This window comes from Pseudoxanthomonas sp. USHLN014 (genome assembly GCF_037153335.1).
GTDB classification, from domain to species: Bacteria; Pseudomonadota; Gammaproteobacteria; order Xanthomonadales; family Xanthomonadaceae; genus Pseudoxanthomonas_A; species Pseudoxanthomonas_A winnipegensis.
In genome coordinates this window covers 54575-75692 of the sequence record NZ_JBBCKO010000004.1, presented here as the reverse complement: position 1 = coordinate 75692, position 21118 = coordinate 54575, and the positions used below count along the sequence as shown (strand labels likewise).

General features: G+C 70.0%; 12 protein-coding genes. 10 read left to right on the top strand and 2 right to left on the bottom strand.

The window, feature by feature from the left end; all coding sequences use genetic code 11:
* Nucleotides 1-71 precede the first annotated feature (71 nt).
* Both smc and zipA read left to right on the top strand, forming a co-directional pair.
* Nucleotides 72-3575 carry a chromosome segregation protein SMC gene (gene smc, locus WFQ05_RS09520; protein WP_337053612.1) on the top strand — a complete coding sequence of 1168 codons (3504 nt, stop codon included), beginning with the start codon at nucleotides 72-74 and terminating at the stop codon, nucleotides 3573-3575.
* Nucleotides 3576-3725: 150 nt separating this feature from the next.
* Entirely contained in the window at nucleotides 3726-4445 is a 720-nt protein-coding gene (gene zipA / locus WFQ05_RS09515; RefSeq protein ID WP_130517849.1) for a cell division protein ZipA, read from the top strand.
* Between the two features lie 39 nt (nucleotides 4446-4484).
* Here zipA and WFQ05_RS09510 read toward each other — a convergent pair whose 3' ends face one another.
* Nucleotides 4485-5072 (bottom strand): TetR/AcrR family transcriptional regulator, encoded by a 588-nt coding sequence (locus WFQ05_RS09510; protein WP_337053611.1) that lies wholly within the window; start codon nucleotides 5070-5072, stop codon nucleotides 4485-4487.
* 124 nt (nucleotides 5073-5196) lie between these two features.
* Between WFQ05_RS09510 and WFQ05_RS09505 the strand changes: the two genes are divergently transcribed.
* Entirely contained in the window at nucleotides 5197-5565 is a 369-nt protein-coding gene (locus WFQ05_RS09505) for a glyoxalase (protein ID WP_337053610.1), read from the top strand.
* A 36-nt stretch (nucleotides 5566-5601) separates the two neighbouring features.
* On the opposite strand, the gene opgC is transcribed toward WFQ05_RS09505, so the two are convergent.
* Nucleotides 5602-6741: an OpgC domain-containing protein gene (gene opgC, locus WFQ05_RS09500; RefSeq protein ID WP_337053609.1), complete on the bottom strand. Its 1140-nt coding sequence runs from the start codon at nucleotides 6739-6741 to the stop codon at nucleotides 5602-5604.
* Between the two features lie 264 nt (nucleotides 6742-7005).
* Between opgC and ligA the strand changes: the two genes are divergently transcribed.
* The 7 genes from ligA to WFQ05_RS09465 all read left to right on the top strand — a co-directional run bounded on the left by ligA (nucleotide 7006) and on the right by WFQ05_RS09465 (nucleotide 21071).
* Nucleotides 7006-9564 (top strand): NAD-dependent DNA ligase LigA, encoded by a 2559-nt coding sequence (ligA, locus tag WFQ05_RS09495; protein ID WP_337053608.1) that lies wholly within the window; start codon nucleotides 7006-7008, stop codon nucleotides 9562-9564.
* A complete protein-coding gene (gene epmA, locus WFQ05_RS09490; protein ID WP_337053607.1) occupies nucleotides 9561-10526 on the top strand; it encodes an EF-P lysine aminoacylase EpmA in 966 nt (321 codons plus the stop codon). Before ligA ends, epmA begins: the two co-directional genes overlap by 4 nt.
* A gap of 95 nt (nucleotides 10527-10621) precedes the next feature.
* A complete protein-coding gene (locus tag WFQ05_RS09485) occupies nucleotides 10622-11149 on the top strand; it encodes a DUF3011 domain-containing protein (protein WP_337053606.1) in 528 nt (175 codons plus the stop codon).
* A gap of 31 nt (nucleotides 11150-11180) precedes the next feature.
* Entirely contained in the window at nucleotides 11181-12236 is a 1056-nt protein-coding gene (gene mtnA / locus WFQ05_RS09480; RefSeq protein ID WP_337053605.1) for an S-methyl-5-thioribose-1-phosphate isomerase, read from the top strand.
* A 240-nt stretch (nucleotides 12237-12476) separates the two neighbouring features.
* Nucleotides 12477-15170 carry a DNA gyrase subunit A gene (gene gyrA, locus WFQ05_RS09475; protein WP_337053604.1) on the top strand — a complete coding sequence of 898 codons (2694 nt, stop codon included), beginning with the start codon at nucleotides 12477-12479 and terminating at the stop codon, nucleotides 15168-15170.
* Nucleotides 15171-15543: 373 nt separating this feature from the next.
* Nucleotides 15544-20538 carry an alpha-2-macroglobulin gene (locus WFQ05_RS09470; protein ID WP_337053603.1) on the top strand — a complete coding sequence of 1665 codons (4995 nt, stop codon included), beginning with the start codon at nucleotides 15544-15546 and terminating at the stop codon, nucleotides 20536-20538.
* A gap of 20 nt (nucleotides 20539-20558) precedes the next feature.
* Nucleotides 20559-21071: a hypothetical protein gene (locus tag WFQ05_RS09465; protein WP_337053602.1), complete on the top strand. Its 513-nt coding sequence runs from the start codon at nucleotides 20559-20561 to the stop codon at nucleotides 21069-21071.
* The last annotated feature ends 47 nt before the right edge of the window (nucleotides 21072-21118 follow it).

The following is a 21118-nucleotide window of genomic DNA, read 5'->3' as shown; positions in this document are numbered from 1 at the left end:
TCCATCACCCCGGCTGCGCGGCCTTCTCCCCCCCTTGAGAGGGCCCGCGCGCCGCCAACGCGACGCGACGCATGCGCCTGTCCACGATCAAGCTGTCCGGCTTCAAATCCTTCGTCGATCCCACCACGCTGCACCTGCCGACCAACATGACCGGCGTGGTCGGCCCCAACGGGTGCGGCAAGTCCAACATCATCGACGCGGTGCGCTGGGTGATGGGCGAGAGCTCGGCCAGCCGCCTGCGCGGCGATTCGCTGACCGACGTGATCTTCTCCGGCTCGGCGGCGCGCAAGCCGGTGGCGCAGGCCACGGTCGAGCTGATCTTCGACAACGCCGACCACACCATCTCCGGCGAATTCGCCGCGTTCAACGAGATCTCGGTCAAGCGCACCGTCAGCCGCGACGGGCAGAGCAACTACTACCTCAACGGCACCAAGTGCCGCCGGCGCGACATCACCGACCTGTTCCTCGGCACAGGCCTGGGACCGCGCAGCTACTCGATCATCGAGCAGGGCATGATCAGCCAGATCATCGAGGCCCGCCCCGAGGACCTGCGCGTCTACCTGGAGGAGGCCGCCGGCATCTCCAAGTACAAGGAGCGCCGCAAGGAGACCGAGACCCGCATCCGCCACACCCGCGAGAACCTGGAGCGCCTGTCCGACCTGCGCGAGGAAGTGGACAAGCAGCTCGAGCACCTCAAGCGCCAGGCGCGCCAGGCCGAGCAGTACCAGGCCTACCAGGAAGAGCGCCGGGTCAAGGATGCGCAGTGGAAGGCGCTGGAGTACCGCGGCCTGGACGGCCAGCTGCGCGGCCTGCGCGAGGGCCTCTCGGTCGAGGAGACCCGCCTCCAGCAGCTGATCGCCGAGCAGCGCGAGGCCGAGGCCCAGATCGAGGGTGACCGCGTGCGCCGCGACGAGGCGGTCGAGGCGCTGGGCCGCGCCCAGGCCGACGTCTACCAGGTCGGCAGCACGCTGGCCCGCATCGAACAGCAGATCCAGCATCAGCGCGACCTGTCCACGCGTCTGGTCAAGGCCCAGGCCGAGGCCCAGGCGCAGCTGGCCGAGCTGGGCACGCACATCGAGAGCGACAGCGCGCGCCTGGACGTGCTGCGCGAGGCGGTGGAAGAGGCCGAGCCGCAGCTGGAGCAGCTGCGCGAGGACGACGTCATGCGCCAGGATGCCCTGCGCGAGACCGAGGCGAAGCTGGCCGACTGGCAGCAGCGCTGGGAGGCCCACAACCGCGCCACCGCCGAGTCCTCGCGGGCCGGCGAGGTCGAACGCACCCGCGTGGACTACCTGGACCGGCAGTCGCTGGAATCCGAGCGCCGGCGCGAGGCGCTGACCGCCGAGCGCGCCGGGCTGGACCTGGAGGCGCTGTCGGCCGCCTACGAGGCGCTGTTCGAGCAGTACGAGGTCAAGAAGGCCTCGCTGGACGAGCTCAACGAGACCGTCGAGCAGCACAAGCAGGCCGTCTCCGGCGTGGCCGAGCGCCAGCAGGCGCTGCAGGCGCAGCTGGCCCAGGTGCGCAAGGACGCCCAGGCCGCGCGCGGCCGGCTGTCCTCGCTGGAGACCCTGCAGCAGGCCGCGCTGGGTCAGGAGCAGGGCGCCGCGCTGGCCTGGCTGCGGGCGCGCGGACTGGATTCGGCCACCCGCGTGGGCGAGTCGCTCACCGTCGAGGCCGGCTGGGAGAACGCGGTCGAAGGCGCGCTGGGGCGGCTGATCGAGGGCGTGCTGGTGCAGTCGCCCGAGTCGCTGGTCGAGGCGCTGGCCGACCTGGACGAAGGCCGTATCGCGCTGGTCTCACCGCAGGAGGGCGAAGAGACCTTCGCGCCGACCTCGCTGGCGGCCAAGGTGCGCGGCCCGCTGGCCGTGCGCCGCCTGCTGGCCCGCCTGCACGCGGCCGAGGACCTCGCCCAGGCGCGCACCCTGCTGCCGACCCTGCCGGCCGGCGATGCCATCGTCACCCGCGGCGGCGAGCGCCTGGGCCAGGGCTGGGTGCACGTGCAGCGCTCCAGCGCGTCCAGGCAGGGCGCCCTGCTGCGCGAGCGCGAGATCCAGACCCTGCGCGAGCAGATCGACCAGCTGCAGGCGCAGGAGGCGCAGGCCGAGCAGGACCTGGCCGAGCTGCGCGAGGTCGCCCTGGCCGGCGAACAGGCGCGCGAGGAAGCCCAGCGCAGCCTGTACCAGGCCCATCGCGCCGTGTCCGAACTGGCCGGCCAGCTGCAGGGCCAGCAGGGCCGGCTGGACGCCGCGCGCACCCGCATCGAGCGCATCGATGGCGAACTAGCGCAGCTGTCCGACGCGCTGGAACAGGCCCGCGACCAGGCCGCCGAGGCCCGCGCCCGCCTGGAGGACGCGGTCACCCGCATGGCCGACCAGGAGGACGCGCGCCAGCAGCTGGACGCCGAGCGCCGCGCCCTGACCGCCGCGCGCGATGCCGCCCGCGAAGCGGCCCGCACCACGCGCGAGGCGACCCACGCGCTGGCTCTGACCCTGGAATCCCAGCGCACCCAGATCGCCTCGCTGACCCAGGCGCTGGAGCGCATGGGCGGCCAGCGCGGCCAGCTCGATTCGCGCCTGGGCGAGATCACCGCCCAGCTCAATGGTGGCGACGATCCGGTGTCCGAGCTGGAGGCCCAGCGCGAGAACGCGCTGCACGAACGCGTGCGCGTCGAGCGCGTGCTGGCCGAGGCGCGCACCGCGCTGGACGGCATCGACAACGGCCTGCGCCAGTACGAGCAGACCCGGCAGAAGCGCGACGAGCAGGCCCTGGCCCAGCGCGAGGCCATCGCCCAGCGCCGGCTGGACCAGCAGGCGCTGGTGCTCAAGGCCGAGCAGCTGTCCACCGCGGTGGAGCAGGCCGGCTTCGTGCTGCAGGCGGTGATCGAGACGCTGCCCGAGATCGCCGACCCGGCCGAGTGGGAAGCGGCGGTGCAGCAGCTGGACTACAAGATGCGCCGCCTGGAGCCGGTCAACCTGGCGGCCATCCACGAATACGGCGAGGCCAGCACCCGCAGCGAATACCTCGAATCGCAGAACGCCGACCTCACCGCCGCGCTGGAAACGCTGGAGGAGGCCATCCGCAAGATCGACCGCGAGACCCGCGGCCGCTTCAAGGAGACCTTCGACCGGGTCAACTCGGGCGTGCAGGCGCTGTACCCGCGCCTGTTCGGCGGCGGCCATGCCTATCTGGAGCTGACCGGCGACGACCTGCTCGACACCGGCGTGTCGATCATGGCGCGCCCGCCGGGCAAGCGTGTGTCCAGCATCTCGCTGTTGTCCGGCGGCGAGAAGGCGATGACCGCGGTGGCGCTGGTGTTCGCCATCTTCCAGCTCAATCCCGCGCCGTTCTGCCTGCTCGACGAGGTCGACGCGCCGCTGGACGAGGCCAACGTCGGCCGCCTGGCCAACATGGTCAAGGAGATGAGCGAGAAGGTGCAGTTCCTGTTCGTCAGCCACAACAAGGCGACGATGGAAGCGGCCGATCAGCTCTCCGGCGTGACCATGCGCGAGCCGGGCGTTTCGCGCCTGGTGTCGGTCGATCTGGCCGAAGCCTCGCGCCTGGCAGGCGCGGCCTGAAGGCAGGAGTGAGTGTGGAGGCGTGAGGAGTGAGCAAGCAGGCGCGGTACTCGCGCTTTCACTCACTTCTTACTCCTGCGCGCTCGCTTCTGGCCCTGAAGCACCAGCCGTGGCACCATCCGGCCAGTTTTTGAGAAGGAGCCCCAGCCCATGTCGGACGTGATGATGCTGAGGATCGGCATTGCCGTGGTGGGCGTGATCCTCATCATCGCGATGGTGATCTTCGGCCGACCCAAGAAGGCGCCGCAGGGGCGCCGCGTGGAATCCGGCGAGCGTGGCGATGCGGCGCGGGTCGAGCCCAGCCTAGGCGGCGATCCGGCCGATCCGGACTACAGCGGCGAGGGCGTCAGCCAGCCCGACCTGGGCCTGGCCGATCCCGGTGCCGGCGACAGCGACCTGGGCAAGCGTCCGGGCTCGGACTTTGACAAGATCATCTCGCTGTACGTGGCGGCCAAGTCGGGCCAGATGTTGCGCGGCGAGGACATCGTGGTGGCCGCGGAAAAGACCGGCCTGACCTTCGGCCACATGAACGTGTTCCACCGCCTGATCGAGCATCACCCCGAGCGCGGTCCGGTGTTCAGCATGGCCAACATCATGCAGCCCGGCAGCTTCGACATGGCCGCCATCCGCGAGCTGGAAACCCCGGCCATCGCCTTCTTCCTGACCCTGCCGGCGCCGATGACCGCGCTGGACGCCTGGGAGATGATGCTGCCCAACGTGCAGCGCATGGCCGAACTGCTCGACGGCGTGGTCCTGGACGACAGCCGCAACGCGCTGGGCCGCCAGCGCATCCAGCACATCCGCGAGGAGCTGCGCGGCTACGACCGCCAGCACGAGGCCCCGCCGCTGAGCAAGGCGCCGCGCTGGTAGGCGCTCGGAATCCTTCACGAAAGGAGCGAGTCGGCGGCCTTAGCAGGCGGCGTGGGCCGGCCCCGTCGACACGCTTTCGCCAGCGCTCATGCCCGCAAGCAGCGCTCGGCACGCGCTCTGCAAGCCGCTGGCCAGCTGATCGGCCGGACACCAGGCCTCGCCGCGGATCCAGGCCAGCACCGGCGACAACACCGTGTCGGCCAGCGCGCAGGCCGCCAGGGGCTGCGGCAGATGCAGCGGCGTTCCCGCAAGCGCGATCCGTGACGCCATGCGCAGGATCAGCGCGCGCCTGAATCTGCGCAGCGCGACACCCTGGAACAGCGCGCCCGCCCGGCCACGCACCGCCCACAAATGTTCCAGCCACAGCGTTGCGCCACGCAGGCCGTCCGCATCGAACGGGAGGGCGGACAGGCAGGCGAGCGCCGGCTCCATACAGCTGATCAGCAGGGCGTCCTTGTCTCTGAAGTGCTCGTAGAACGTGGACCGGCCAATGCCTGCGACGCGCAGGACATCGTCCAGCCGGATCTCGGCATAGCGTTGTTCTATGGTCAGCGCGATCAGGGCACCGCGCAGCGCGTCGCGGGTTCGTTCCGGGCGTGGGTCTGCGCGGTCGGTGGCCGGATGCATGCGATGTCCCTCCAAGGGTCTGTGCCGGACATCCGCGGCGAACTGTCCGGAAAAGCGAGCGTGGGCGTTGTGGGTGAGCGTGTCCAGCCGCATGCTCCGCGCCTCGTCCACGCCGGAAGCTTCCATGCCGCCCAAGGCCACCGATCTGCGCCCCTTCGTGCCCTGCATCGATTTCGCACTGTGCAAGGACTTCTATGCGAGCCTGGGGTGGGAAACGCATGAGGTGTCCAACGGGCTGGCACTCGTGTGCCTGGGGGACGCCCAGCATTTCTACCTGCAGGATTACTATCGGCGGGAGGTCGCGGAGAACTGCATGCTCCACGTCACCGTCGAGGATGCGATGGGCTGGTACCGGCACGCCGCGACCGTCGTGCGCGAGCGTCGGTTCCAGGCCGCACGGGTCCAGCCGCCGCAGCACCAGCCCTATGGCGCCCTGGTCACATTCCTGCACGATCCCAGTGGCGTGCTGCTGCACCTGTGCCAGTGGGCATAGCGCCCCTTCCCGACCCTGAGCGACCTCGTAGACGCCTCACCGCGACGGCGCGGGCTGGGCGGTGCGCGGGCGCGACACGCGCCGGCGCCAGGCCAGGTAGCGGGAGAAGCCCCACAGCACCGCGGCCAGGCAGAGCAGGGTGAGGAAGTAGCCGGCGGTGCCCAGGTCCAGTCTGCCCACCAGCAGCGCGGCGGCGTAGGTGAGCAGGATGCCGGCGGTGAAGACCTCCAGCGAATGGCGGCCCATCGAGGCGAACACTTCGTGCAGCGCCAGCGCCGGGCGCGGCATCCGCCGATCGCGCAGTGCGGCGGACAGCCAGAAGTACGCGGCCAGCACCAGCGCCGCGTGCGGAATGCGCAGCAGGCCGAGCTGATGCTTGTCCCACCACCAGGCATCGCTCAGGCCCAGCTTGCGGTCGGCGACGAAGGCCACCGTCGCCAGCGCCAGCGCGCCCAGGACCGCGACGGCCGCCGTGGGCCGCCGCATCCAGCGCTCCAGCCGGTCCAGGACGCCCAGCCGTCCGCACAGCAGGCCGCCCATGAAGCACAGCTGCCAGGCGAAGGGATTGAGCCCATAGCCCTCGCCGTGCAGGCCCAGCGCCGCGCGCGCGGCCGGCAGCTGGCACAGCAGGTACAGGCCGAGCGTCAGGCCGAAGGCCAGCGGCGCGGCGCGCTGGGCCAGCGGCACGAACACGATCGACACCAGCAGGTAGGCCACGTACAGCGACAGGATGTCCAGCAGCGGCGGGCTGTTTGCAAGCAGCAGGAAGGACAGCGCCGAGTCGTCCGGGCGCTGCACATGGTCGGCCAGGCCCAGCGCCTCCAGGCTGGAGGGCAGCATGATCGAGCAGATCGCCAGCAGCGCGACGAAGGCCAGCGCGTTGTACAGGTACAGGTGCCCGGCCCGGTGCGAGAGGCGCACGAAGCGCTGGGCGAAGGTCACGCCCGGGCGCGTGTGCAGGATCCCGATCAGCGCGCCGGAGACGAACAGGAACAGCTCGGCCGCCGAGGAATACCCCAGCATCGTCGGCGTGAACCATTCGCGCCCGGTATAGCCCAGCTTGCGCGCGAAGCTGGAGGTGTGGTCGAAGGCGATCACCAGCAGGCAGATGCCGCGGACGAAATCCAGCGCCTCGATCCGGCTGCCCGCCCGCGGCGGGGCGACCGGCGCGTTCAAGCCCAAGGCTCCGAACGGTGGGGCGCGATGCGTGCGCAGGGATCGTGGCTCCCGCGGCCGAACGGCTGGGCGCAGATGAGGAGCGAGGGGAACAGAAACAGGGCCGACGGGCGGCCGTGTGCGGACGTGGGGGTTCGCATGGGCAAGGGCAGCGGCGGGGGAGATCCGACCCTAACGCCTGTCATGTTCAGTGTTTGTAAGTCGCTACATCTCGCATGCATCGACATCGCAGGCTGTGACATGCCGCTCGCGTAAGATTTGCCGATGAGCCCGGCCAAGACCCCCCAGGCGCGCGTGACCGAACTGCGCCAGCAGCTGGATAACGCCAGCTACCGCTACCACGTCCTCGATGAGCCCAATATTCCCGATGCGGAATACGACCGCCTGCTGCGCGAGCTGGACGAGCTGGAGGCCGCCCACCCCGAGCTGGTGACGCCCGATTCGCCGACCCAGCGCGTCGGCGCGGTGGCCTCGGGCCGCTTCGCCGAGGTGCGCCACGCGCTGCCGATGCTGTCGCTGGGCAACGCCTTCGACGACGCCGAGGTGGAGGACTTCGTGCGGCGCATCGCCGAGCGGCTGGGCCGGCGCACCTTGAAGTTCTCGGCCGAGCCCAAGCTCGATGGCCTGGCGATCAGCCTGCGCTACGAGCAGGGCGTGTTCGTGCAGGGCGCCACGCGCGGCGACGGCACCACCGGTGAGGACGTCACGGCCAATCTGCGGACGGTGCGGGCCATTCCGCTGCGGTTGCGTGTGGCGGGAATGGGGAATGGGGAATCGGGAATCGGGAAAGGCAAGAGCGGAGCTGCTTCTGCCATTCCCCATTCTCCATTCCCCATTCCCAGCGTCCTGGAAGTCCGCGGCGAGGTGTATATGCCGCGGGCGGCGTTCGAGGCCTATAACGAACAGGCGCGCCTGCATGGTGGCAAGGTGCTGGCCAATCCGCGCAATGGCGCGGCCGGTTCGCTGCGCCAGCTCGATGCGCGCATCACCGCGCAGCGGCCGCTGGCGTTCTATGCCTACGGCGTCGGCGAGGTCGAGGATGGCGCGCTGCCGGACACGCACTCGGGCACGCTGCAGCGCCTGCGCGAATGGGGCTTCCCGGTCAGCGACCTGTCGCAGGTGGTCGAAGGCGCCGAGGGGCTGTTGCGCTACTACCGCGAGATCGGGCAAAAGCGCGATTCGCTGCCGTTCGACATCGACGGGGTGGTCTACAAGCTGGACGACGTGGCCGGCCAGCGCGAGATGGGCTTCGTCTCGCGCGCGCCGCGCTGGGCGCTTGCGCACAAGTATCCGGCGCAGGAACAGGCCACCACGGTGGAGGACATCGAGATCCAAATCGGTCGCACCGGCGCGGCCACGCCGGTCGCACGCCTGGCGCCGGTGCAGGTGGCCGGGGTCACCGTCACCAACGCCACCCTGCACAACGCCGACCAGATCGCGCGCCTGGACGTGCGCGTGGGCGATGCGGTGATCGTGCGCCGCGCCGGCGACGTGATCCCGGAGGTGGTCAGCGTGATCCTCGAGCGCCGTCCCGCCGGCACCGCGCCCTGGCAGATGCCGGCGCAGTGCCCGGTGTGCGGCTCGGACATCGTGCGCGAGGAGGGCGCGGCGGTGTGGCGCTGCTCGGGCGAGCTCAGCTGCCCGGCCCAGCGCAAGGAAGCCATCCACCACTTCGTCTCGCGCCGGGCGATGGACGTGGACGGGCTGGGCGAGAAGTTCATCGAGGTGCTGGTCGATGCCGGCGTGGTCCAGGGCGTGGCCGACCTCTACACGCTCGACCTGGATCAGTTGCTGCAGCTGCGCCTGGTCACCGGTGCCGAGACGCCGGAGGGCTTCCTGCGCGAGGCGCGCGAGCATCTGGCCGCCGGCGCGTACGCGAAGCTGGAGGCCACGCTCGCCCGCGTGCGTGGCGATGCGGAGGCAGTGCCGGAGACCTGGCAGGCCGACCTGCTGCGCGCCGGCCTGCCGGCCTTCGACTGGAATCGCAAGAAGATCGCGACCAAGTGGGCCGAGAACCTGGTCGCCGCGCTGGAGGCCAGCAAGCGCACGACCCTGGAGCGCTTCCTGTTCGCCCTGGGCATCGAACATGTCGGCGAGAGCACGGCCAAGGCGCTGGCGGCGTGGTTCGGCGACCTGGAGCTGGTGCGCAGGCTGCCCTGGCCCGTGTTCAAGCGCGTGCCGGACATCGGCGGCGAGGTGGCGCGCGCGCTGGGGCGCTTCTTCGAACAGTCCGGCAACCAGCAGGCCATCGACGACCTGCTGGCGCGCGGGGTGGAGATGGTCGACAGCCATCCGCCCAGCGCGCTGCTGCGCGAAGGCCTGGACCTGGCCACGCTGCTGGTCGACCTGGAGATCCCCAAGCTGACCCGGATCCGCGCCACCGCGCTGGCCGCGGCGATGCCGCAGGTCGCGCAGATCCTCGCGGCCGACCAGGACGCGCTGGTCGCCGCCGGCCTGCCCAAGGACACCGCCGCCGCCTTGGTCGAATGGCGCGACGCGGACGACCACGCCCACCTGCTGCAGGCCACTGGCGAGGCCCTGGCGCGCCTGGACGCGATCACGCCCCAGGCCAGCGCGATCCAGGCCGGGCCGCTGACCGGCCAGACCGTGGTGCTCACCGGAAGCCTGGAATCGATGACCCGCGACGAGGCCGGCGCCCGGCTGGAGGCGCTCGGCGCCAAGGTCGCCGGCAGCGTGTCGAAGAAGACCGCCTTCGTGGTCGCCGGCAGCGAGGCCGGTTCCAAGCTGACCAAGGCGCAGGACCTGGGCATCGAGGTCTGGGACGAGGCGCGGCTGATCGCCTTCCTGGACCAGCACGCGTGAGCTGGCAGCCCAGCGCCCGCCCGGAGGTGCTGCGCCTGCGCGCCCGGCTCAACGCCCAGGTGCGCGCGTTCTTCGCCCAGCGCGAGGTGCTGGAGGTCGAGACGCCGGTGCTGTCCCAGGCCGGCAACACCGAGCCCAACATCGACAGCTTCACGACCGCGTTCAGCGGCCATGTCAGCGCCGGCGCGCGCACGCGCTGGCTGCGCACCTCGCCCGAGTACCCGCTCAAGCGCCTGCTCGCCGCCGGCATCGGCGACTGCTACGAACTGGGCCGCGTGTTCCGCAACGGCGAGGCCGGCGGCCGCCACAACCCCGAGTTCACCATGCTCGAGTGGTATCGGGTGGGCTGGGACCACCGGCGCCTGGCGCAGGAGACGGTCGAGCTGGTGCGCCTGGCCCTGGCCCTGGTCGATCGCCAGGCGCGCGTGGACGAGCTGACCTACCGCGAGCTGTTCCTGCGCGGCCTGCGGCTGGACCCGTTCAGCGCCACGCTGGAACAGCTGCAGGCGCCGCTGGCGTCGGTGCGCATCGACGGCGAAGGGCTCACCCGCGACGACTGGCTGGACCTGCTGATCACCCACCACCTGCAGCCGGCGTTCGCGGCCGACTGCATCACCATCGTGCATGACTGGCCGGCCAGCCAGGCCGCCCTGGCCAGGCTGCGCCCGGGCGACCCGCCGGTGGCCGAGCGCTTCGAGCTGTACCTGGGCGCGGTCGAGCTGGCCAACGGCTACCACGAGTTGCGCGACGCGGCCGAGCAGGGCGCACGCTTTACCGGCGACCAGCGGCGCCGGGCCGAACGCGGTCTGGTGCAGCCGCCGCAGGACCGCCTCTTGCTAGAGGCCCTGCCCCTCATGCCACACTGCGCCGGCGTGGCGGTAGGCATCGACCGGTTGCTGATGGCGATGCTGGGGACGGCGAGCATCGCCGACGTGCTGGCCTTCGATTTCGCACGGGCCTGACACACCAAAGGCATACACGGATCGTAAACAGGTCACTATGCTGGCATGCAGTGCTCGCAGGGAGTCGAAGCTTGCGTATCGCTCAGGGGAATGTCGTGTCCATCCGTCGTGTGCTGCAGGCCGGGCTTCCGGGAACCGCCGCCTTGATGCTGTCCGCCTGCGGCAGCGTGGGCTGGATGTTCGGCGGCCACGAGGCGCCGCCAGGCGAGGTACCGGTGGAGCACTTCAGCTGCGAGTCCAAGGACCAGAACCTGAAGTATTGCGACGTGGACACCTCGGCCGGCGTGCGCCTGACCCGGCAGGTGTCCAACATGCCGTGCATCAAGGGCCGTACCTGGGATTACGGCCGCTTCGGCGTCTGGGTCGACCATGGCTGCCGCGGCGAGTTCATCAGCGGCGCCGGCGATGACGACGGTGGCGAGTTCGACCTGCGCCACAAGGTGCTGCGCTGCGAGTCGCAGGACCAGCAGCGCCGCCGCTGCGATGCGCAGGTGACCAGCCCGCCGGCCACGCTGCTGCGCCAGCTCTCCGACACCGCCTGTAAGGAAGGCAGCACCTGGGGCTGGGACGCGCAGGGCGTGTGGGTCGATGGCGGATGCCGGGGCCTGTTCCGGGTCCGATGAACCGCCACATCGGCGCGGGTAAAATGCGCCGATGAACGAGACCTTCGATTACGCCCGCTACGACCGCATCCGGCCCCTGCTGTGGACCGGCGATGCCCTGCAGCTGCTCGACCAGCGCAAGCTGCCCTTCGTCGTAGAACACCTGACCTGCGGCACCAGCGACGAGGTCGCCGCGGCGATCCACGCGCTGGCCGTGCGCGGCGCGCCGGCGATCGGCATCGCCGCAGCCTGGGGCACGGTGCTGGCCGGGCGCGCCATCGAGGCCGCCGACGGCGCCGAGGCCGCGCTGAAGCTCGAACCGGCCCTGCAGCGCCTCAACGCCGCCCGCCCCACCGCGGTCAATCTGGCCTGGGCGCTGGCGCGCATGCGCCGTGCGTTGCAGCCCGCCGGCGCCGACTGGCGCGCCGTGCTGGAGCGCGAGGCGCAGGCCATCGCCAGCGAGGACCTGGCCGCCAACCGCCACATGGGCGAGCTGGGCGCGGCACTGATCGGCGAAGGCAGCGGCGTGCTGACCCATTGCAACACCGGCTCGCTGGCCACCGCCGGCTTCGGCACCGCGCTGGGCGTGATCCGCGCCGGCGTGGCGCAGGGCCGCATCGGCAAGGTCTTCGCCGACGAGACCCGCCCCTGGCAGCAGGGCGCGCGCCTGACGGTGTGGGAGCTGCAGCAGGACGGCATCGACGCCACCCTGATCGCCGACTCGGCCGCCTCGCACCTGATGAAGACCGGCGCGGTGCAGTGGGTGGTGGTCGGCGCCGACCGCATCTGCGCCAACGGCGATACCGCCAACAAGATCGGCACCTATCAGCTGGCCATCGCCGCGCGCCACCATGGCCTGAAGTTCATGGTGGTCGCGCCGTCCTCGACCGTGGACATGGACACGCCCAGCGGCGAGCTGATCGAGATCGAGGAACGCGATCCGGGCGAGCTGCACGGCATCGGCGGCGTGCGCACCGTGGCCGAGGGCATCAAGGCCTGGAACCCCGTGTTCGACGTCACGCCGGGCAGCCTGATCGATGCCATCGTCACCGAGAAGGGCGTGGTCGAGCGGCCCACCACCGAGAAGATGCGCGCCGCCTTCGGCTAAAGAACGCGACCGGGGCTTGCGATGCGCCCGCGCAAGGCCTTGGGCGCGGTCGCCGCAGGCTCGCGCGCAAGGCCCGCTTCCGCGCGCAAGTGATTGATTCTTGGCGCTTCCCGGTACGCATCGGGGGGCGGGCGCGTGTTACAATTTCAAGGTTGAAATCCCCTCCGAAACCAGCCTGCCGCGCCGTTGGCGGCCAGGCCTGTTTCGGCCCGATGTACCGAACACAAGCACGGACCTCGAATGGCTGATCTCGCCAAGGAAATCATCCCCGTCAACCTCGAAGACGAGATGCGCAAGAGCTACCTCGATTACGCCATGAGCGTGATCGTGGGCCGCGCCCTCCCGGACGTCCGGGACGGCCTGAAGCCGGTGCATCGCCGCGTGTTGTACGCGATGAACGAACTGGGCGCGCACAGCAACAAGCCGTACTACAAGTCCGCGCGCATCGTCGGCGACGTGATCGGTAAGTACCACCCGCACGGCGACCAGTCGGTGTACGACACGCTGGTGCGCATGGCCCAGCCGTTCTCGCTGCGCTACCTGCTGGTGGACGGGCAGGGCAACTTCGGTTCGGTCGATGGCGACTCGGCCGCGGCGATGCGTTACACCGAGGCGCGCATGTCGCGCCTGACCCACGAGCTGATGGCCGACATCGATAAGGAAACCGTCGATTTCGTGCCCAACTACGACGAGAAGGAGCTGGAGCCGTCGGTGATGCCGACGCGCTTTCCGAACCTGCTGGTCAACGGCTCGGCCGGCATCGCGGTGGGCATGGCGACCAACATCCCGCCGCACAACCTGTCCGAGGTGGTCGACGGCCTGATCGCGCTGATCGACAACCCGCTGATCGACATCGATGCGCTGATGGACTACATCCCGGGGCCGGACTTCCCGACCGCGGGCATCATCAACGGCACCGCCGGCATCATCGCCGGCTACCGCACCGGCCGCGGCCGCGTGCGCATGCGCGCCAAGGCCGAGGTCGAGGTCGACGACCGCACCGGGCGCGAGGCGATCATCGTCACCGAGATCCCCTACCAGGTGAACAAGGCGCGGCTGATCGAGAAGATCGCCGAGCTGGTCAAGGAGAAGAAGCTCGAGGGCATCAGCGAGCTGCGCGACGAGTCCGACAAGGACGGCATGCGCATCTACATCGAGGTCAAGCGCGGCGAATCGGCCGAGGTGGTCCTCAACAACCTGTATTCGCAGACGCCGATGGAATCGGTGTTCGGCATCAACATGGTCGCCCTGGTCGACGGCCGCCCGCAGCTGCTGAACCTCAAGCAGATGCTGGAGGCCTTCGTGCGCCATCGCCGCGAGGTGGTGACCCGCCGCACGATCTTCGAACTGCGCAAGGCCCGCGCCCGCGCCCACATCCTCGAAGGCCTGACCGTCGCGTTGGCCAACATCGATGAGATGATCGAGCTGATCAAGACCTCGGCCAACCCGAACGAGGCGCGCGAACGCATGCTCGCCAAGACCTGGGAGCCGGGCCTGGTGGGTTCGCTGCTGGCCGCCTCCGGCGCCGAGGCCTCGCGTCCGGAAGACCTGCCCAGGGGCGTGGGCTTCATCGACGGCCGCTACCAGCTGACCGAGGTCCAGGCCACGCAGATCCTGGAAATGCGCCTGCACCGCCTGACAGGCCTGGAGCAGGAAAAGCTCACCGAGGAGTACCGCCAGCTGCTGGACACCATCGCCGGGCTGATCCGTATCCTGGAAAACCCCGACGTGCTCAAGGAAGTCATCCGCGAGGAGCTGCTGAACGTCAAGGCCGAGTTCGGCGATGCGCGCCGTAGCGAGATCCGCCAGAGCGAGGAAGACCTGGACATCCTGGATCTGATCGCCCCGGAAGACATGGTGGTCACCCTGAGCCACGCCGGCTACGCCAAGCGCCAGCCGGCCAGCAGCTACCGCGCGCAGAAGCGCGGCGGCCGCGGCCGCAATGCGGCCACGACCAAGGACGAGGATTTCATCGACCAGCTGTGGCTGGTCAACACCCACGACACGCTGCTGACCTTCACCAGCAAGGGCCGCGTGTTCTGGCTGGCCGTGCACCAGCTGCCCGAGGCCGGGCCGAACGCGCGCGGCCGCCCGATCATCAACTGGATCCCGCTGGAAGGCGATGAGAAGGTGCAGGCGGTGCTGCCGGTACGCGAGTACGCGCAGGGTCGCTACGTGTTCTTCGCCACCCGCAACGGCACGGTCAAGAAGACCCCGCTGACCGAGTTCGCCTTCCGCCTGGCGCGCGGCAAGATCGCCATCAACCTGGACGAGGGCGATGCGCTGGTCGGCGTGGCGCTGACCGACGGCGAGCGCGACGTGCTGCTGTTCGCCTCCAACGGCAAGGCCGTGCGCTTCGGCGAGGAGGCGGTGCGCTCCATGGGCCGTACCGCCACCGGCGTGCGCGGCATCAAGCTGGCCAAGGGCGAGGACGTGGTCAGCCTGATCGTGGCCGAGCGCGCGGCCGGCGCCGGCGCCGAGTCGGAGGACGAGTCCACCGACGAGGTGGCCGAGTCCAATGATGAGACCGTGCTGGAGACCATCCAGGACGAATCGGGCTGCTACATCCTCACCGCCACCGAGAACGGCTACGGCAAGCGCACTCCGCTGGCCGACTACCCGCGCAAGGGGCGCGGCACCCAGGGCGTGATCGGCATCCAGACCAACGAGCGCAACGGCAAGCTGGTCGGCGCGCTGCTGCTGGGCAATACCGACGAGGTGATGCTGATCTCCGACGGCGGCACGCTGGTGCGCACGCGCTCGACCGAGATCTCCTGCGTGGGCCGCAACACCCAGGGCGTGACCCTGATCCGCTTGTCCAAGGGCGAGAAGCTGCAGGCCATCGAGCGTCTGGACGCCTCGCTGGAGGAGGAAGAGGACGCGATGGCGGCCGACGCCAGCACCGAAGCGCCGCCGCCTTCGCCTGCCGGCTGAGCCGGCAGAGCGGCCGGCGGCGCGGTTCACCGACCGCACCGCCGCCAGCGCTTCATCCTCCAGCGGCCGCGCCCTTAAAGGTGCGGCCGCTTCGTTTTTGTGGGAGCAACGGTCTTTCCGATTAAGTCACGGCCTGTTTGTAGAGCGGAGCTTGCTCCGCTGCTCTTCGTCTGGTTCATGGGAAAGCCCCAGCGGAGCAAGCTCCGCTCTACAGGGGGCGCCGCGCTTGTGGTCATTTTTGGCCGACGGCGGCGATGAGGCTCTACCGGTTCAGCCCATCGCCGATTGCCCCAAAAGCCACAAATCGCAGCACCGGCCCACATCGGCGCCCTCTATACTCCCGCGCAAAACCGGCTGAAGGGACTGGTGTTGCATGGAGAGTATCCAGGGTCGCGGCGCGCTGTCGCCGCAACGTGTCGCCGCGCAGGACGCGCCTTCTTCGATCCGGTCGCGACCGTCGCGCCGCCCCTGGCGTGCAGCCCTGCTGGCCGGCGCCTTCGCGCTGCTCGCCCTGACCGGCTGCGACCGCAACAAGACCGGCGATCTGCCGGCGGTGTCCGGCGAGGCGGTGCAGGCGCAGAAGGCCAGGTCCGTCGCCGGCTTCGGCCTGGTCAACGCCTATCCCGACCAGCACGAGGGCCAGGTGGCCATCGCGCTGGAATTCAGCCAGCCGCTGGTCGAGTCGCAGGACTTCGACAAGCTGATCCACGTCAGCGATGACAAGGGTGCGGTGGTCAGCGGCAGCTGGGTGCTGGATGAGCACGCGAAGATCCTGCGCTTCCCCTCGGTGGAGGCGGCGCGCGACTACACGGTCAAGATCGATGCGGGCCTGCTGGCCGCCGCTGGCGGCAGCCTGGGCAAGGCGGTCGAGCAGGTCGTGCACACCGGGCAGATCGAGCCGGCGGTGGCCTTCGCCTCGCAGGGCAGCGTGCTGCCGGCCAAGGACACCCGTGGCCTGCCGGTGGTGTCGATCAACGTGCCGGAAGTGGACGTGGAATTCCTGCGCGTGCGTGAATCGCAGCTGCCGCGCTTCTTCGCCCAGTACCAGCGCGGCGGCAGTCGCGGCGCCTGGTCGCTGGACGAGGACTACAGCCAGAACAAGCCGCTGGGCGAGCTGGCCGATTCGGTCTACCTCAACCGCTTCGTGCTGGGCGGCAAGCCCAACGAGCGCATGGTCAGCTATCTGCCGGTGCAGGACATCAAGCAGCTGCAGGAGCCGGGCCTGTACTTCGCGGTGATGAAGCGCGTGGGGCGCTACTCGGACCAGCTGCAGACCGCGTTCTTCAGCGTCAGCGACCTGGGGCTGCACGCGCGCGCCTACAAGGACACGCTGTTCGTCCATACCGCCTCGCTGGCCGACGGCAGCGCCACCGGCGGTGCGCAGCTGCGCGTGCTCGACGCCAAGGGCGAGACCGTGCTCAAGGGCGAGACCGACGGCAACGGCAACGCGCTGCTCAAGTACACGCTCAACGCCGGCCAGGTGCTGGTGGCCAGCCGCGGCAAGGACGTCACCCTGCTGCCGTTCAACCAGCCGGCGCTGGACCTGTCCGAATTCGTTGTGGCCGGGCGCGAGCAGGCCTGGTTCGACGTGTTCGCCTGGTCCGGCCGCGACCTCTATCGCCCCGGCGAAACGGTGCGCGTGTCGGCGCTGCTGCGCGACTTCGACGGCAAGCCGGTCAAGGCCGGGCAGCCGCTGTACCTGCGCCTGAAGCAGCCCGACGGCAAGATCTTCCGCGAGACCCGGCTGACCCCGGGCGAGCAGGGCTATTTCGCCTTCGAGCAGGCCATCCCGGTGGAGGCGCCGACCGGGCGCTGGCAGGTGGAGTTCCGCACCGATCCGGCCAGCGCGCAGGCGGTGCAGGGCATGACCCTGCGCATCGAGGAGTTCCTGCCCGAGCGCATGAAGCTGGACCTGTCCGCGCCGGAGATCCTCAAGCCCGGCCAGGGCCTGGCGCTGAAGGCCGACGCGGCCTATCTGTACGGCGCGCCGGCCGACGGCAACCGCTTCACCGCCAAGCTGGCCGTGGCGGTGGAGCAGCATCCGCTGGACAAGCTGCCGGGCTGGTTCTTCGGCGATGCCACGGTGCAGCTGCCCAAGGAGGCCAAGGACGTGGTCGATGCCACGTTCGACGCCAAGGGCCACTACGAGGACACGCTGTCGCTGCCCGACGAGGTCAAGCCGGTCACGCCGGTGGCGGCCATCGTCACCGGCAGCGTGTACGAAACCGGTGGACGCACGGTCAACCGCTCGCTCAAGCGCGTGCTGTGGCCGGCCGATGTGTTGGCCGGCGTGCGGCCGCTGTTCGACGACAAGGAGGGCTCGGCGGCCAACGGCACGGCGGGCTTCGAGATCGCGCGGTTCAACGCCGCCGGGGCACGCCAGCCGGGCAAGGGGCTGAAGGTCACCCTGGTGCGCGAGCGCCGCGACTACCACTGGACCCATGACGAGGACACCGGCTGGTCGTTCGACTACACCCAGCGCTTCGAGAACGTCGACACCAGGACCGTCGATGTCGGTGGCGATGCGGTGCGCGTGGACTTCCCGGTGGAGTGGGGCGGCTACCGGCTGGAGGTCTTCGACCCGGCCACCGGGCTGACCACGCGCCATCCGTTCACCGCCGGCTGGAGCTGGAACGACGACAACCGCGGCCTGGACGCGCGCCCGGACAAGGTCAAGCTGTCGCTGGACAAGACCGGCTACCGCGCCGGCGACACGCTCAAGGTCACGCTCACCCCGCCGCACGACGGCAAGGGCGTGCTGATGGTCGAGTCCGACCACATGCTCTACGTCAAGAACATCGAGGCCAAGGCCGGCAGCGTGTTCGAGATCCCGGTCACCCAGGACTGGGAACGCCACGACGTCTATGTGACCGCGCTGGTGTTCCGCGGCGGCAGCGCGCCGTCCAAGATCACCCCGGCGCGCGCGGTCGGCGTGGCGCACGTGCCGATGGACCGCAGCGCCCGGCGCGTGGCCGTGGGCCTGAAGGCGCCCGAGCAGATGAAGCCCGGCCAGGACCTGGCGGTGACGGTCAGCGTGCCGCAGCTGGCCGGCAAGGACGCGCATGTCACCGTCTCGGCGGTGGACGTGGGCATCCTCAACATCACCCGCTATCCAGTGCCCGACGCCACCGCGCACTTCTTCGCCCAGCGCCGCCTGGGCGTGGACAGCTACGACGTCTACGGCCGGGTGATCGAGAGCTACGAGGGCGACACGGCCAAGCTGCGCTTCGGCGGCGACATGGCGCTGGGCGCCTTGCCGCAGGCGCGGCGGCCGACCGCCAAGGTGCAGACCGTGGACCTGTTCGCCGGGCCGGTGAAGCTGGACGCCAAGGGCAACGCACGCGTGCTGCTCAAGGTGCCCGACTTCAACGGCACCCTGCGCGTGTCGGCGCTGGTCTACTCGGACGACCACTACGGCAGCCGCGACACCCAGACCCTGGTGCGCGCGCCGGTGGTGGCCGAGGCCAGCATGCCGCGCGTGCTGGCGCCGGGCGACCGCAGCATGGTCACCCTGGATGTGCAGAATTTCACCGGCAGGCCGGGCACCTTCCGCGTGCAGGTGGACGGCACCGGGCCGCTGGCCATCGGCGAGGGCAGCCGCAGCGTGTCGCTGGCCGACGGCGCCAAGACCACGCTGAGCTTCCCGCTGCAGGCGCGCGAGGGCTATACGACCGCGCAGGTGCGCGTGCGCGTGGACGGCGCGGCCGACGGCTTCAAGGTCGACCGCAGCTTCGACCTGCCGGTGCGCGCCGGCTGGCCCAGCGTGACCCGCACCGAGAGCCGGGTGATCGATCCGCTGGCGCCGGTGACGATGGGCGCGGGCTTCGCCGACGGGCTGATGCCCGATTCGGTGCGCGCGCGCATGGTGGTCAGCGCGCTGCCGCCGATTCCCTTCGCCGCCGCGCTGGAGGACCTGCTCAAGTACCCCTACGGTTGCATCGAGCAGACCACCAGCAAGGGCTACGCCGCCCTGGTGATGGACCAGGCCACCGCCGACCTGCTGGGCACCAAGGGGCTGGACCCGGCCAAGCGCCGCGAACGCATGGAGGGTGCCTTCGCCCGCATCGCCTCGATGCAGGTGGCCAACGGCAACTTCTCGATGTGGGGCGATGATGGCGACGTGGTGCCGTACATCACCCCGTACGTGGCCGACTTCCTGCTCGATGCGCGCGAAGGCGGCTTCGCCGTGCCCGACACGGTGCTGCAGAAGGCCCTGAACCGCCTCAGCGAGGACCTGCTGTCCGGCGGCAACCAGTTCTACGGGTCCAACTTCCGCGAGCACCTGCGCTTCGCCAACCAGGCCTATGCCGGCTACGTGCTGGCGCGCGTGGGCCGTGCGCCGCTGGGCACGCTGCGGGCGCTGTACGACAACGACCGGGGCAAGTCGATGACCGGCCTGCCGCTGGTGCAGCTGGGGCTGGCGCTGTCGCTGCAGGGCGACACCAAGCGCGGCGCACGCGCCATCGCGCTGGGCTTCGACAAGACCGGCGACCGGCCGGAGTGGCTGGGCGACTACGGCACCCGGCTGCGCGACGACGCGCTGATGCTGGCGCTGGTGCGCGAGCGCAAGCTGTCCAAACCCGAGTACGACGCGCGCGTGATCGCCCTGGGCCGCGAGCTGGACGAGCGCCGCAAGGCGCGCTGGTTCTATCTGAGCACGCAGGAGCAGGTGGCCATCGCGCGGCTGGGCAAGTCGCTGCTGGGCGATGCGCAGGCCAAGACGCTCGGCGGCACCTGGTCGGCCGACGGCGCCAGCGAGACGGTGCAGGGCCTGCGCCTGTTCGCGCGGAGCTTCGACATGGCCACCCTGGCCAAGGGCGTGAGCTTCGCTCCGCAGGGTCAGGCGCCGCTGTATGCCAGCCTGGAGATCGCCGGCGTGCCGCGTACCGCGCCGGCCGAGGACCAGTCGAAGATCGGCGTCACCCGGCGCTACTACGCCACCGACGGCAGCGAGTGGAAGGGTGGCACGCTGAAGGAGGGCGAGGCGCTGATCGTGGGCCTGCGCATCACCGCCGACACCGAGGTGCCCGACGCGCTGCTCACCGACCTGCTGCCGGCGGGGCTGGAGATCGAGAATTTCAACCTGTCCGACGCCAAGCAGTGGGCCGACGTGGTGGTCGATGGCATCACCCTCACCGAGCGCGGCGAGGCGGCCGAGGTCAAGCACGAGGAGTTCCGCGACGACCGCTACGTGGCCGCCCTGCGCCTGGGTCGCGGCGGCAGCGGCGCCAAGGTGTTCTACCTGGTCCGCGCCGTCACCCCGGGCACCTACACCGTGCCGCCGCCGCTGGTGGAGGACATGTACCGCCCCGACATCCGCGGCGTCGGCATCTCCACCCCGACCACGATCACGGTGGTGCAGCCGTGAGGCCTCTGCAGCGGCCAGCAATGGGTGTGATGCTGGCGGTCACGGCGGCAATGCCTTTGATCGCAAGAGCCGACTACGAAATCCCTCCGTTCGTCATGCCCCCGGCTTCGCAGTTGAAGGTGGCGAGCAAGATCGGCTTGCGGGAGCCTGTCAGTTTCAGAGGGCAGGAACAGGTATCGGGAGACCTCTTGGCCGAGTGGCAGCAGGTGGGTTCCAACGGAATCGAAGCAAGTTACTCGATTGTTCCTGATGCGCCTTCTGCGGCGCGCCTTCCCCATTTCGAGGGTTATGGCATCAGGGTGATCGATCTCAGCAACGGCGAGGCAGCCCTGGCGATGATGCTCGGCGATGCGCAGGCCCAGCGGCTGATACTGGATCGCCACATGAAGCGGGTCCGCATACACGGCACGTTCGTCATCACCGACTATGAGATGTCGGTCGAATGCGACGTCCCCTGGGCCAAGGCGCGCGTGCTTACAACCGAGCGGGCAAGTGCCGTGGCCGACGTGCCTGAGTTGGCAGGGCGTTGCTGAGCGCCTGTCCGCGCCAGTGCGTTCTCCGCTTTGATCGAGTCGCGGAC

What these genes read in the sequence shown, in the direction of transcription:
- smc (WP_337053612.1), top strand. Translation starts at nt 72, where the DNA reads ATGCGCCTGTCCACGATCAAGCTGTCCGGCTTCAAATCCTTCGTCGAT.
- zipA (WP_130517849.1), top strand. Translation starts at nt 3,726, where the DNA reads ATGTCGGACGTGATGATGCTGAGGATCGGCATTGCCGTGGTGGGCGTG.
- WFQ05_RS09510 (WP_337053611.1), bottom strand. Translation starts at nt 5,072, where the DNA reads ATGCATCCGGCCACCGACCGCGCAGACCCACGCCCGGAACGAACCCGC.
- WFQ05_RS09505 (WP_337053610.1), top strand. Translation starts at nt 5,197, where the DNA reads ATGCCGCCCAAGGCCACCGATCTGCGCCCCTTCGTGCCCTGCATCGAT.
- ligA (WP_337053608.1), top strand. Translation starts at nt 7,006, where the DNA reads ATGAGCCCGGCCAAGACCCCCCAGGCGCGCGTGACCGAACTGCGCCAG.
- mtnA (WP_337053605.1), top strand. Translation starts at nt 11,181, where the DNA reads ATGAACGAGACCTTCGATTACGCCCGCTACGACCGCATCCGGCCCCTG.
- gyrA (WP_337053604.1), top strand. Translation starts at nt 12,477, where the DNA reads ATGGCTGATCTCGCCAAGGAAATCATCCCCGTCAACCTCGAAGACGAG.
- WFQ05_RS09470 (WP_337053603.1), top strand. Translation starts at nt 15,544, where the DNA reads ATGGAGAGTATCCAGGGTCGCGGCGCGCTGTCGCCGCAACGTGTCGCC.
- WFQ05_RS09465 (WP_337053602.1), top strand. Translation starts at nt 20,559, where the DNA reads ATGGGTGTGATGCTGGCGGTCACGGCGGCAATGCCTTTGATCGCAAGA.